The sequence below is a fragment of the Polaribacter glomeratus genome, assembly GCF_002954665.1.
GTDB lineage: Bacteria > Bacteroidota > Bacteroidia > Flavobacteriales > Flavobacteriaceae > Polaribacter > Polaribacter glomeratus.
In genome coordinates this window covers 1257254-1271677 of sequence record NZ_MSCM01000002.1, presented here as the reverse complement: position 1 = coordinate 1271677, position 14424 = coordinate 1257254, and the positions used below count along the sequence as shown (strand labels likewise).

General features: G+C 28.8%; 14 protein-coding genes. 12 read left to right on the top strand and 2 right to left on the bottom strand.

Annotation, left to right across the window (positions count from 1 at the left end; all coding sequences use genetic code 11):
• The first annotated feature begins 78 nt into the window (after positions 1–78).
• The 11 genes from BTO16_RS15640 (at position 79) to BTO16_RS15590 (ending at position 11975) form a co-directional block, all read left to right on the top strand.
• Complete coding sequence (locus tag BTO16_RS15640; RefSeq protein WP_146105419.1) at positions 79–1116, top strand: coiled-coil domain-containing protein; 1038 nt, start codon at positions 79–81, stop codon at positions 1114–1116.
• A gap of 27 nt (positions 1117–1143) precedes the next feature.
• Positions 1144–1656, top strand: coding sequence for a hypothetical protein (locus BTO16_RS15635; RefSeq protein WP_105022580.1), 513 nt, complete (start codon positions 1144–1146; stop codon positions 1654–1656).
• Between the two features lies 1 nt (position 1657).
• Complete coding sequence (locus BTO16_RS15630; RefSeq protein WP_105022579.1) at positions 1658–1993, top strand: hypothetical protein; 336 nt, start codon at positions 1658–1660, stop codon at positions 1991–1993.
• 78 nt (positions 1994–2071) lie between these two features.
• Entirely contained in the window at positions 2072–4411 is a 2340-nt protein-coding gene (locus BTO16_RS15625) for a hypothetical protein (protein ID WP_146105418.1), read from the top strand.
• A gap of 30 nt (positions 4412–4441) precedes the next feature.
• Positions 4442–4858 carry a lipocalin-like domain-containing protein gene (locus BTO16_RS15620; protein ID WP_105022577.1) on the top strand — a complete coding sequence of 139 codons (417 nt, stop codon included), beginning with the start codon at positions 4442–4444 and terminating at the stop codon, positions 4856–4858.
• A 256-nt stretch (positions 4859–5114) separates the two neighbouring features.
• Positions 5115–5558 carry a hypothetical protein gene (locus tag BTO16_RS15615; RefSeq protein ID WP_105022576.1) on the top strand — a complete coding sequence of 148 codons (444 nt, stop codon included), beginning with the start codon at positions 5115–5117 and terminating at the stop codon, positions 5556–5558.
• Positions 5559–5829: 271 nt separating this feature from the next.
• Complete coding sequence (locus tag BTO16_RS15610) at positions 5830–8169, top strand: hypothetical protein (protein ID WP_105022575.1); 2340 nt, start codon at positions 5830–5832, stop codon at positions 8167–8169.
• A gap of 1 nt (position 8170) precedes the next feature.
• Positions 8171–8869 carry a hypothetical protein gene (locus BTO16_RS15605; RefSeq protein WP_105022574.1) on the top strand — a complete coding sequence of 233 codons (699 nt, stop codon included), beginning with the start codon at positions 8171–8173 and terminating at the stop codon, positions 8867–8869.
• 5 nt (positions 8870–8874) lie between these two features.
• Positions 8875–10143, top strand: coding sequence for a cation:proton antiporter domain-containing protein (locus tag BTO16_RS15600; protein WP_105022573.1), 1269 nt, complete (start codon positions 8875–8877; stop codon positions 10141–10143).
• Positions 10144–10256: 113 nt separating this feature from the next.
• On the top strand, positions 10257–11156 hold the full coding sequence (locus BTO16_RS15595) for a mechanosensitive ion channel family protein (protein ID WP_105022572.1): 900 nt from the start codon (positions 10257–10259) through the stop codon (positions 11154–11156).
• Between the two features lie 414 nt (positions 11157–11570).
• Positions 11571–11975, top strand: coding sequence for a hypothetical protein (locus tag BTO16_RS15590; RefSeq protein ID WP_105022571.1), 405 nt, complete (start codon positions 11571–11573; stop codon positions 11973–11975).
• A gap of 111 nt (positions 11976–12086) precedes the next feature.
• Here the strand turns inward: BTO16_RS15590 and BTO16_RS15585 are convergent, their stop codons facing one another.
• Positions 12087–12860 carry an alpha/beta fold hydrolase gene (locus BTO16_RS15585; protein WP_105022570.1) on the bottom strand — a complete coding sequence of 258 codons (774 nt, stop codon included), beginning with the start codon at positions 12858–12860 and terminating at the stop codon, positions 12087–12089.
• A 109-nt stretch (positions 12861–12969) separates the two neighbouring features.
• Positions 12970–13683 carry a pyridoxine 5'-phosphate synthase gene (locus tag BTO16_RS15580; RefSeq protein WP_105022569.1) on the bottom strand — a complete coding sequence of 238 codons (714 nt, stop codon included), beginning with the start codon at positions 13681–13683 and terminating at the stop codon, positions 12970–12972.
• A gap of 60 nt (positions 13684–13743) precedes the next feature.
• Here BTO16_RS15580 and BTO16_RS15575 point away from each other — a divergent pair, with 60 nt between their 5' ends.
• Positions 13744–14403: a CBS domain-containing protein gene (locus BTO16_RS15575; RefSeq protein ID WP_105022568.1), complete on the top strand. Its 660-nt coding sequence runs from the start codon at positions 13744–13746 to the stop codon at positions 14401–14403.
• Positions 14404–14424 lie beyond the last annotated feature (21 nt).

The following is a 14424-nucleotide window of genomic DNA, read 5'->3' as shown; positions in this document are numbered from 1 at the left end:
TCAAAAATATAACTTTATTAAGTGACTTATTTAAAAAGTTACAGTCATATAAGAGTAACTATACAAATTATTTAATCGATGAAAACAAAATATGTAATGTATGCTCTCTTTTTAAGTTTATTGATGGCTTGTGGAGAACAAAAATCAAAATCAAATAGTCTTGAAGAATTAAAAAGCAAGCAACAAACTACTGAAACGGTAAAAGTAGAAGTTGTTTCTTATAAAGATTCGATAAGCAATATAAGCGATAAATTAAGCGATTTAAAAAACACTCAGTTATCAGCAAAACAAAAATTAGCAATACTTAATAGAAAAAAAGATTCAGTTTCTAAGTTATTAACAGAAGTTAAAAAATCTTTAGAACAAGTAAATGCTAAGAAAATTGCACCAGGCATTGAAGGTGTTAATTCTAAATTAGCAGAACTTAAAGGGCAAAGAGAAAATGCCTCTGAACAACTAGTATTGCAAGAAAAAGAAACGGTATTAGCTGAAAAGAAAATTGGTTTATTAAACGAAGAAAAAACTGTTTATGACGCGCAACACAGTGCTTTGTGGTCTAAAGGTGCTGCACCAGAAGATTTTAAAGTAGTAGATTCACTTTTAGCTGGTATAAATGGAAAAATAAGAGAACAAACTTTAAAAGTTAAAACCTTAAAAACTACTATTGCAGATGTAAAAGATCAAGTAACATCTATTGATGAGCAACGTAAATCTCTTGGTAATAAAATTAGAAATAATTACACTGCTAAACAAATATTTGACGAGTACGCTAAAGAAGAACAAGGCAGGTTAATGGATCAACTTAAAGTAATAGCCTCAAACTTAGAAACAAACTCAAAAGAAAGCGATTCAATTAACGGTCAAATTCAATATTACTCTGGTAATAAAAATAATTTTGAAACAAAACAATATAATAAGCAAGAGTTAGCAGCTTTAAATATTAGAGAAAGTATTGAAGCAAACGCAGCGTTAGAAAAGCAAAAAACTGATTTAGAAAACGCTAAAAAAGATAAAATGAAGAATACGGCTCTTATTGTTGTAGGACTTATCGCTTTAATTCTTGTGCTATTTTATTTTGTAGGAAAAATGAGAAAATCAAAAAAACAACAATCATAAGAAATTAAGATATAAAAAATTTAGAAAATGAGTACAGAAAATAATAGTACAGAAAATAAAATTATAGAGATTAGTGCCACAGAAACTAGTTCGTCTGAAAATAAAAACACAGAAAAAGAAAGCACTACTAAGCCAAAAAAAGGTTTTTTTAAAAACCTTATAGATAATGTTACAGAAAATGTAATGGAAGGTGCGTCTTATGTAGGTGAAAAAGTGGCTGTTGCAGGTGGTAAAGTTGCAGAAACATCAGCAAAGGCTTATGTAGCTGGTTCAGAGTTAGTTTCTGAAACATCAGATAAAATACACGATTATACAGAAAAGCAAACATTACTTAAAGAAGAAGCAAAGCTGCAAAAACGTCAAATACAACTTAAACACAGTTTTGGTGTTATTTCATTTGATCATTATTTAGAAAACGGCACTTTACACAAACCTTTTTTAACCTCTAGTAACATTGTAGAAATTGTTGAAGAATTTGAAGCAAACAAAAACCGATTATCAGCTATTTTAAAAGAACTTGAAGAATTAGAAAACCACTAAAATGAAATATATAATTATATTTATTTACTTAGCAGTTAATGTTCTACTATTCATTTTTAATATAGATTTGTTTACAACATTTCTTGATTTTGATTTAGGGTTTGGCATAATTTCTACACTGCCTTTAGTAATACTTCAAGTTTTTGGGTTTATTATTCTAGGTGTCTATATGATTTGGGACAAGATGAAAGATTTAAAAAGAGAAGTACTTATTACCAAATTGCAAAAACAAATTATTGAGCTCCAAAAAAATGCTGAAATACAGCAACTTAAAAATGAAGCCAAAAATATTGTAAAAGCTGATGAAAAAATTAATATTTTAGCGGCCGAATTTTAAAAAACAAGAACATCGTTTTTTAAATAGCTAATTTATTAATAATGAACAGCATGAATAAAATTTAAAAAAAAATAATTAATGATGAAAACAAGACAAATAACAATAACACTTTTATTTCTAACCATTTTAGTTAGTAAGGCGCAAGTTAAAGACATCAGTTTTACGCTATCTCCTGCTGCTGAGTATACTTGGTGGGACAATAAAGCTGGTTTTGAAGATAACCTCTTTGTAGGTGGTAAGCTAGGTTTTGGATTTGGAGAATTTGTAGAACTTAGAGCAATTTATTTACAATCTTTAGATTTAAAAACAAATTTTAAAGATTTTGGTATTGCAGGTTATGACGATGCATTGTTTAATTCACAAAATGTTACTGTAACACGTTGGGGTGGAGAATTTAAAGCTAATTTTGGCACAAAAGGCATTAGACCTTATCTTACTCTTGGTGCTGGTGTTCAAAACATTAACCCAGAAAACTCTGGAGACTTTGAACAAGTTTATGGCTCATTAGGTTTAGGAACTAAGTTTAAATTATCTGACCGTATTGTATTCTCTTTAGAAGCAAAAAATACTACTTATAGATTTAATTCTGGTATGCATCTTTTATCAGACGGTAATAAAACAGATTTTGGTGTTACCGATGCTGATTTTGAGAATGAAAGATTAACAAACTGGTCTTTACAAGGTTCTTTACAATTTTACCTAGGCGGTAGAAGACCTGGAATTTTATCAGAATTAGACGAAGCTTATTTACAAAGATTTAAAGGTGGCTTTAAAGGTTTACAATGGGTTATTGAACCTGGTTTAGCGTATACAGATTTTGATAGTAGCTCGTTATTTAGAGACACTTATTGGTTAGGAGGTTTTGCTGGTTTAGATTTAAATGAATATATAGGAATTCGCGCATTTTATTTTCAAGCAACACAGAATGAAAATATTTCTACAGATTTTGATAAAATGGCAATGTATGGTGGTGAATTTAGAGCACGCCTAAACGACGGTAATGGTGTTACACCTTTCTTAATTTTGGGTGGTGGTTATTTATCTCCTGGTAGTGATTATATGCCAATGGCAAATGCAGATGGTAGTTTTTCTGTACTTGAAGGTGGTGAATTTGCAACAGGTGGTTTAGGACTTAACATCCCTTTGGGAAAACATGTTTTAATTAGTGGTGGCGCTAGAGCGATGATTACTTCGGGTGAAAATGTTGCTGACATTGTTAATACAGATGATATACAAACTCATATTTTCTACAACGCAGGACTTAAATTTACTTTAGGTGCAAAATCTAAAGCTCCTAACACCGTTTACAGAGAAAATTTAGATAGAGAAATATCTGTGCAACAAACTATAAGTAGCAACAAGATTGCGCAATTAAAGCAAGATTATCAATCTAAGATTCAAGTTCTAGAAAACGATCTAAAAGAAGCTTACAAAGCTAAAGATGTTGATAAAGCCGTTCAAATATTAGAAGAAAAGAAACAAGTTACCAAGTCTCTTGGAGAAGTTGAAGCTGTAGAAGAAGTGCAACAACAAAAAGAAGCTAAAGTTATGGCTACTACTTCAACTAAAACTTCGGAAAAAGAAGCTGTAAAAAAAGTTGAAAATACAGTAGAAAAGTCTAGACTTATTCAAATGAGTCCAGAACAATTTGAAACTCTTATTCAACGTATTATAAACAATCTTGACGAATCTACTACTTCTTTAAAGAAAAAAGACACCATTACACCTTCAAAGGTTAATGAATCAATTAAAGATGAGAAAATAGAACAGTTAAATAAACGTGTTGAAGTACTTGAAAAACTATTATTAGAACTTAATGCAAAACAAGCTCAAGGAACTACAAAATTAGATAATAACACTTCTAATGATGTAAATGAAAAACAACAAGTTGATAAAATGAATGGTGTTATTCTTGATAAAATTGATGTATTAAACAAAAAAATAGACACAAATAAAAATCAAACCGTACTTGTAGAACCTACAATAGAGACAGAAAGAGAAGTAACTATTAATACTTTTGCTAATGAATCTTTATTAGTATACAATAGCTTTTCTACAATGGTAGGCTTTAATTACGGCGGCGCATCAACAGCTAATTTTGGTGTTCGATTGCATTACGACGTTATAAAAACAAAAATAGAATTTATGCCAGAATTATATCTAGGTTTTGGAGAGTCTAGTACTTGGGCATTATCTGGTAACTTTGTACATCCTATTTCAATTGGTAGCGATAAGTATAAACCTTACGCTGGAGCAGGTCTAGGTTTTGGAAATTTAGTTAATGGAGCTACTGGCTTTTATAATATGATTATAGGTACAAAATTACCAGTACTTCATAAAAACTTATATATAGACTACACAATGCGTAACTCTTTTAAATACAACCAAATAGCAATTGGCTACAACTTAAAATTCTAATAAATAGTAAACAATAGAAATTAAACAATTATGAAAAAAATAATTTTATTATCAGCAAGTATTTTAGTGTTAATCTTTTCATGTTCTAAGGATGACGATGGCCCAATGGGTGGTGGTTCTGCTGATTTGATTGGTACTTGGAATTTAGATTATTATGTTCAAGATGGTAAACTAACAGAAGAAATAATTTGTGATGAATTAGTAGAATATATATTTTCTGCGAATAGAACATATAAAGTAACTACATTTTCTGGATCATCTACTACAAATTGTGCTACTGCAGTGCAAATAAATGGTACTTGGGAAAACATTGGAAATAATGACTACAAGCTTACCCCTAATGGCGGAACTGCTGGACCGGATTTAAATATTACTTTTCAAGATAATTTTAGAAAATTTTCTTCTGAGATTAGCGCTTCAAGAACAGAAGTGTTTTCAAAGAAATAGTTTAAAATAAAATGAAGAAAAAAGAATTAGAATTAAATAATAATTTTTCTAATTTATATCCGCAAAAACCTAAAAGCACTTCATTATACAAATACAAAGTTCATAAACTTTAAATAAATAAAAGGGCTTAGAAGCCCTTTTATTTATTTAAAAACAAAACTATTTTAAACTAAGATGGTCTCGTGTGTAAAAAGCAATTAACAACTACAAGTTTAATCGTTCTTTTAAAAAATAATTAATCCCTAAAATTAAAACCATGTCAAAAATTATATCGGTTCGCTTACTTTCTATTCCAGAAGTAATTGTTGTTAATGATACTGTTAATGATTTAACTGTTGTTGTAGAATTAGAGTTTCATGACTTAGATATTTCTCTTCAGATGGAGTACTATATACATGCTTTTATCTACGATATTCACGGTGAAGAAGATGAGCCTTTAATTTTACCTAATTGGGACGAAAGTAAAGTAATACCTATTTCATTAGATAGAAAAGATGAATATCTTGGGGTATCTTCTCAAAAAGTTTTAGTCGTTAAAAAGAACGAAACAATACAATTACCAATGCAGTTACAATTAGGGAAACTATCAAAAATGAGTTCTCATTTTTCTAAAAAACTAAAAGTATTTGCTACAATTACACCTGCAATTGGAAGAGCATCAAAATGGTCTGAACCATTTAAATCTAAAATTGAATTTTAAAAGATAGCCTTTCTAACTTATTTGGTAAAACAAAAACTACAGTATTTCTATTTAAAGTAGTTTTAAAAAATAGTTTGGTTATACTCTTAAAAATGAATTAACTTAAAAGTATCAATCTTATTTGGCTTTAGTAGAATTAATTAAATAATTTAAATTTTACTATTTTTTCTGTGACATCTTTATTATATTGTGTTAGCACTTTAAAATACACTAACCTTTAGTATACTATTTTAAAAAATCTTGATTACAAATTCTTACAATAATTAATTATATGAACTTAGAAACTGCTTCTAATATTAATAAAAATATTTTATCTAAATTTGAAGGAGTTCTTAATTTATATAACGAAAAACTTAAGGTTACTAAAGACCGTTTAGCGCTTAAATCACTCATTAGTATAGAGTTTAACAATCTTGTTAATTGTTTTATAAAGCTAGGAAATGAGGTTACAGAATATGATTCTGAATCACAAATATATCTAGTAAACTATATTTTAGCCGAAGACTTTAAGACCGTAACAATTTTACACAGAGATGTATTTTTAGAATTAAATAAAGTTTCTATTTATAAGCAAGAAAATCGTCTAGATGATGAACAAATTTCTGAACACTTTCAAGAATCCAAAACTATTTTAGAAACTAAACTAATTGATTTTAAAGAACTTTTTACTCCTAAAAAAGTAAAATTAGGGGACGAGAAAAGTGTTTTAAAAAAAATAGCGAGTACAATCTCGTTACAAAAAAATCCGTGGGAAGTTTATACTTCTCAATACGAAACAATTTTAAGTCAACTTAAAAATATAGATACCCAAAAAGTAATAGCTTTTATTTCTATTACAACCTTTTATGAGCTAAAAAAGGTTGTAGCCGATTTAACAAATGACCACGATATGTTGGTAAGTAAGGTAAGTAATAATGTAAACCTTATATCAAAAAACACCAAAGATAATAAAGATTATAACTTAGTACTTTCTTATGTTGAAGAGCAATTAACACAGCAATCACTTACAGAAAATAAACAATATAATTTCTCTGACAGTGTAAATAATTACATTAATCAATTGCAAAAAATTGAAATGCCAATAAACACTGTAGATGGTTTATTAACAATTAGAGAGGTTGATCTAAAAAAAAGTACTCAAAAATGGTTTGATTATCAAATACTGCCAAAATTCATGGACTTAATTGGATTAGAAACAAATCTAATTAACAAATACAATCTTAACCTTCTTAATTTAAAAAATAGCTTACAACATTCTAAAGAAAGACAAGAAGAAACTAAATTCAACACAATTTTAAACACCTTGTCTCATTTAGAAAACGAGATTTGTGATATTAAAGCAAAAAGTAAAATTATATCAAATACCCTAAAAGAAGATGTAAAAAACGAGTTGCTTATTAGTAATTTTATTGCTGGAAAACCATTTTTAGAGGTTACTTTAAATTCTTCTCTAAATGTTGAAAGTATTACTGTTTTAAAAAAAATTAAGGAAAACATTCAAAAAGGGGCTTCATATTTTAATTCACAATATAAGAAATCGCTTCAATACGAGTCTTTAACCAATTTAGAGCTGTCTATACAATGTATTGCGCACAGAATGTTACAAGACGAAAGTGCACATTATGATTCTTTGTTTCTAAATAAAAAGTTTATTGGAGATTTATTTCTTGTGCCTAGAAAAAATCAAGATTACAAACTAAGGCTTATACTTGATCATTGGAAACAAGGGTTTAATAAATCGGTTTTAGTTACTGGTGATCGATTAAGTGGTAGAAGTACGTTTATAGAATACTCTGCCAATAAATTTTTTGGAAATGATATTGTAACGTTATTACCAAATAGTAATGCAACTATTGACGGCCGTAAGTTTAAAACAACGAATAATTTAAAAGAGGCATTAAGTTATGTTAAAAATAATAATATAAAAAGTACAAAGCCTATTATTATAATTGATGACTTAGAGTTATGGAGAGATGACAAACACAGCCTACTTAGTAATATTAGAGCTTTATTAAACTTTATAGAAACAGAATCTGATAATGCTTTTGTTATGGCATCTACAACACAAATGATGGTGAAACATTTAGACAATAGGTTAAGCTTCTCTAATGCTTTTAGCCACGTTATGAATCTTAATGAGGCAGATGAAAATGAAATAGTAAATGCTATTCTTTTACGTCATGGTGCTGCACATAGAGATATTGTTTCTAAAAATTTAGAAATCATTTCTAACAATAAGCTTCGCATACTTGCTCTAAAACTTAGCAAACAAAACAACTATAATTTTGGTAATACACTTCAATCTTGGACTTTTAACACTTCGGTTGAAGAGAATCAAACAGTATTATATGAAGAATCAGATCATGAGTTTCTAGATTTTTTTACATCCGAAGAAATTATTATACTCAAACAAGCACTCGTATTTACTTTTATTTCTGAATATGGTATTAAAAACGTAACAACAACTTCTTTTGATACAGGTTTTAAATCTGCTTTAAGGCGATTAATGAATGTAAAAATACTGGTTAGACATATTAATGGTTACTTATTTATAAACCCTGTTGTGGTAAATGATATTACAAAAATTATAACTGCTAAAATTAACTTATAATATGGAAACTACTATTACCTGGTTTAAATTCTTTACAATAATAGCAATCTTAATAGGTATCTATATTTTTTTAATACTAGTGCTACGAATTTTACCACATGTATTTAAAAGAAAATCAATACTAAACAAATCTAATTTAATTACAAATAAAGTTATAGAAATTTACAAACCTGTTGCTATACTTACACTTCTTTTAAGCTTTGTAAGTATTAACTATAAAGTTCATGGTGTTCTATTTTTACTATTTCTAATTATTAGCTTTTTACATATTAAGCGATATTTATATGGTGTTTTATTCAAAATAAATCCGCTTGTAAATATCGGTTCTACAATTTCTACTGGTAAATATAAAGGCGACATAAGTAAGTTTATGTTTTTTGGAGTGGTAATAAATGAAGAAGTTGGCAATCGTTTTATTAATTACTCTTATGTAGACGAAAATGGTTTTAGTATTTACCAAAACGACAGTGCTTCGGTTAGAAGAACAATATATATTTATGACCAAGAGAAAACAACGCCAGTTCTAGATCTTCTTTTCGAAAATCCTATTATAGATTACAACAACAAACCAATCTTAAAAAAAATACCAAACCAAAAAATACATCAACTTCAAATTGCGCTAGAAAGTGGGGCTAAAATGGAATCATTGATCGCTTATTTAAATCAACACAACGTAACAACTAGCTTGACTAAAAATTAAAATTTATGGAAATTTTATCATCATACAACCTTATTATCGAGGTTTCATTAATTATTATTATTTCTTTTATTTTTAACGGAATTTCAAAGAAAACAAATATACCTGCAGTTCTTATGCTTATTATACTAGGCGTTGGTCTGCAATACGCATTAAACTACTTTACATCAGATAGTTTAAACTTTTTACCGATACTAGAAGTTTTAGGGATTGTTGGTTTAATAATGATTGTTTTAGAAGCGGCCTTAGAACTAGAATTAAAGCGCGAAAAACTAATGCCTATTTTAAAATCGATGGCAATTGCATTAATTGGTTTAATTAGCTCTGCTTGGGTAGCTGCTTTAATTTTATATAATTTTATACCAGACATGACAATGCAGTCTGCTTGGCTCTACGCAACACCTTTATCAATACTTTCTAGTGCTATTATTATACCAAGTGTTAGTGTTTTAAATGTTACCAAAAAAGAATTTCATATTTACGAAAGCACATTTTCTGATATTATGGGAATTATGATGTTTTACTTCTTAATCGGTAAATTAAATCCTGCAGAAGATTCTGGTGTTATTGGTTTTACAGGAAACATATTACTTACTATTGTTATTTCTTTAATAGCTAGTTATGCCATTATTATTATTTTTCAAAAAATTAAAAGCCAGGCAAAATTATTTTTATTAATAGCTGTGCTGTTACTATTATATGCACTTGGTAAAAAAATGCATTTATCGTCACTTATTATAATTCTAATTTTTGGTTTAGTAATCGCTAATATGAAACTATTTTTTGCCGGAAAGCTAGCAAAATTTCTTGATTTTAAAGAAGCTCATAAAATCTACCACGAATTGCACATTATTACACTAGAAACCGCCTTTGTTGTAAGAACATTCTTCTTTGTTATATTTGGCTTAACAATTGCCATCACATCACTTTTCAATTTAAATGTTGCCTTAATTAGTCTTTTAATTATTGCATCTATTTATATTATAAGATTTATTTTACTTAGAATTTTTATTGGTAGTGATATTTTACCTCAATTATTTATTGCACCACGTGGGTTAATAACCGTTTTACTTTTTTATGCAATTCCTAAAGAAGCAGAAATTGCCTCTTTTGAACCTGGTATTCTTTTATTTGTAATTATTGGCACAAGCCTTATTATGACAGGTGCTATGATTTTTGATATGAAAAGAAGCTCTAAATCTACAAAATTAGCAAACTCTAAACAAGTTGGTAGTATAAAATGGAAAGCACCTTCTATAGACCAAACCGAATTATAAGATATATATATAGTGGCTTTTCTAGTATTTTAAAATACTTTTTTGCTCTAGAACTTTACTAGCTAAAGCTGATAAAAACTAAGTTTTTTAGTATTATCGTTAAAAACATAAATATGGAAAATATAGAACAACTTTATGCAAATCCTTTATTTAGTAGAATATTAACGATTATTTTTGGCCTTGTCATAATTTGGTTTAGTATCAGATTAATTCAAAAAAAACTCTTTAATAAAATTAATGATATTGATAATAGATACAAAGCCAAAAAGATTGGAAGCTTTGTAGGCTATTTTTTTACAATCATTTTAATAGGAATTACTTTTAGCGATAAACTTGGTGGTTTTACAGTAGCATTAGGTGTTGCAGGTGCAGGAATTGCTTTTGCCTTGCAAGAAGTAATTGCATCTTTTGCGGGTTGGCTTACAATTATGTTTGGCGGTTTTTATAAAACTGGAGACAGAGTACAATTAGGCGGAATTAAAGGTGATGTAATGGATATTGGCGTTTTAAGAACAACAATTATGGAAACTGGCCAATGGGTTGATGGCGATTTATACAACGGCCGAATTGTGTTAGTTGCCAATAGTTTTGTGTATAAAGAACCCGTTTTTAATTACAGTGGCGACTTTCCTTTTTTATGGGATGAAATAAAAGTACCTGTTCAGTTTGGAAGTAATTATAAAAAAGCAACTGAAATTTTAGAAAATTGTGGCAAAGAAATTGTTGGTAATTTAACAGAGAAATCTAAAGAAGAATGGGCTGTTTTACAACAAAAATATAAATTAGAAGACGCCCAAACAGCACCTATGGTATCTTTAATTGCCAATGATAATTGGATTGAATTTACATTGCGATATGTTGTAAGTTATAAAAAACGAAGAGCTACAAAGACAGCTTTATTCACAAGTATTTTAGAAAAAATAGAGGGTTCTAATGGCGAAGTAAAATTTGCATCTGCAACTTTTCAATTAGTAGAAGCGCCTGAATTTAAAGTAAATGTAAAACAAGTTTAATTTCCTATTCCCAAATCACAAAGTATCAAAATAATTTAATTTGCTTCTAAACTAAAAAAAAAAGCTACAAGAAATGTTTATCGAAATTTAGCGATTTTTGAAATTGAATTTATTTATAGAATTTTCACACAAACTAAATTCAAAATTAGATAAAACTGAATACAATAACAACCAAAAAATAAAACACGAATTTGCAAAGAGCTTGTATAGAAAAATTACTACTTTTAACCCAAATAAAAGTGTATTGCTTTTTTGCAGAATTCTGAATTTCAGTAGTCAGTTCATTGTTATCAGAAACGCAACTTTCCACAACGCACCCGTGCTGAAAAAAAAATTAAACTAAAAATAGTAATTGACCTCAATCCTAGCTTAATGGAACTTTATAAGTGCATTGGCAAAATAAATTGATATATTATGGAAGAATTAGCCTTTGATGAAAAATATGCGCAAATTTATTTGAATAAAGATGATAAGTATTTAAAAATAGTTTGGGTGGGTTTTTCGAAAAGCGAATATTACAGAAAAGCATTAAATTTTGGTTTAAAGCTAGTGTTCGATAATAACCTTGAAGGATGGTTTGCAAATGTTCTAGACATGAAAATAGTTACACAGAGAGATCAGGATTGGACAAACGATGTATGGTTTCCAGAAATGGTTAAATCGAAACTCACAAAAATGGCTATTCTTACTTCAAAGCATGTAGCTAACCAAATTACGGTAAACAGTATATTAACGAAAGCCACTGAAATGATTCCGTTTGATACAATGAATTTTAACAACGAAGCCAAAGGCATGAAATGGATGTTGTCTAGAGACTAAAATAGAAATATAAATGTTCTTTTTGATTGGATAATACTAAAATTTTAGTCAACAATAAATAACCGCGTTTAAAACATGTATTTATTTAAATCGTTAACAAAATCCATAAAATTAACCTAAAAACCCACAAACTTCTTCATAAAAATCCTTCGGATTTTCTGCATGCAACCAATGACCCGCATTTGAAATTTCTACAACTTTGTTGTTAGAGAAATAATTATCAATAATTATTTGTTCTGATAAAATGATATAACCAGATTTCTCTCCTTTTAAAAATAAGGTTGGTTTTTTAAAAATTAAACCTACAGGCAAAGGTTTACCAACTTCAAAATTATTTTCTGTTAACGATTGTAAATTAAATCTAAAATCTAATTGTCCTTTTTCTTTCCAATAGACGTTTTTCATCAAAAATTGACGAACACCAAGTTCTGGAATATAGTTAGCAAGTTGTTCATCAACTAAATTTCTAGAAGTATGAATTGCAAAATCAATCGAGTTTAAACCTGCTAAAATAGCGTTATGATGTGGCTGATATTCTTTAGGCGAAATATCAACAATAATTAATTTATCAACCAAATTAGGATACGTTACAGCAAATAACATCGCTGTTTTTCCGCCCATAGAATGCCCAATTAAATAAATTTTTTCTAATTGATGATGTTGAATATACGTATACAAATCAGCTACTAAGACTTCATAATTAAATTCATCTGCATGAAAACTTCTTCCGTGGTTTCTTTGGTCAATTAAATGAACTTGAAAATCATCAGCAAACAGGTTTCCCAGCGTTTTCCAGTTATCACTTGCACCAAAATAACCATGTAAAATTAATAACGGAAAACCTTCTCCTTGAATAATTGAATGTAATATTGGGTTTTTTGACATTTTTGTTCTTATAATTATTACACAGCATTTAAACAAGAAAACGAAAGAGATTCGCAGAGTTACTGTGAACTACTACTGCAAACTGAAACTAAAAACTGCTTACTAAATATTACTTCAATCGATGCAAATACATACTTACAACATTCTCTAAACCTAAATACAAACTTTCAGTAATTAGTGCATGACCAATTGAAACTTCGGCCAAATTAGGGATATTTTCTTTAAAGAATTTAATATTATCTAAACTTAAATCATGACCAGCATTAATTCCTAATCCTAATTTATGCGCTAAAATTGCTGCATCCGTGTAAGGTTTTATCGCATTTTTATTCCCTTTATCAAACTCGCTTGCAAAATATTCTGTGTACAATTCAATTCTATCAGCACCAGTTTGTGCAGCAGCTTCGATCAACTTTGCATCCGTATCAATAAAAATAGAAGTTCTAATTCCGTTTTTTTGAAACTCAGCAATTACTTCTTTCAAAAAAGCCTGATGTTTAATGGTGTCCCAACCAGCATTTGATGTGATTGCATTTACCGCATCTGGCACTAAAGTAACCTGCGTTGGTTTTACTTCTAACACCAAATCCATAAAAGATTTAACAGGATTACCCTCAATATTAAACTCGGTTTTAACCATTAGTTTTAAATCTCTAGCATCTTGATATCGAATATGACGCTCATCTGGTCTTGGGTGAATGGTAATTCCGTTTGCACCAAACTCTTCAATATCCGCAGCAACTTTTAATAAATTAGGCACATTACCGCCTCTAGAATTGCGTAAAGTTGCAATTTTATTAATATTTACGCTTAACTTTGTCATTGTATAAAATTAGACTGCAAAGATACCTCATTAAATCATTTTATCCTATATTCGTAGAGAATGAACACAAACGATTACATATTAAAAGACATTACAGCACTTCGTTTAAACGACAGTGTAAAAAATGCACAAAATCTATTTAAAAACTTTCCAATAACCCATTTTCCAGTAGTTGAAAATGACATCTTACTAGGCTCTTTTGCAGAGGATGACGCACAAACTATAGAAAACAAAGAAGATGTTTTAGAAAATTATAGTTATCTATTTAATTCTTTTTTTGCTGAAGAAAAAGCAACAGTTTTAGAATTGATAAAAATTTTTGCTGATAATAATGCATCGATTGTTCCGGTTTTAAATGCTGATAAAAATTACATTGGCTATTATGATTTGAATGATGTTTTAGAAGTTTTTTCTTCAAGTCCTTTTATGCTCGAACAAAGTGAAACTTTAGTTGTAGAAAAATTAGAAAATGATTATTCTATGAGTGAAGTTACTCAAATTGTAGAAACGAACGGTGGTAAAATTTTAGGAATCTATATTTCTGATAGAAAAGATGGTTCTGTACAAATAACGTTAAAAGTAGTATCCAACGAACTCAATGAAATGATGCATACTTTTAGAAGATATAATTACGAAATTATTTCTACGCACGAAAATGATATGTATCTAGAAGATTTAAAAAATAGATCTGAATATTTGCAAAAATACTTAGAAATGTAACCACCTTAGCTGATTATATTA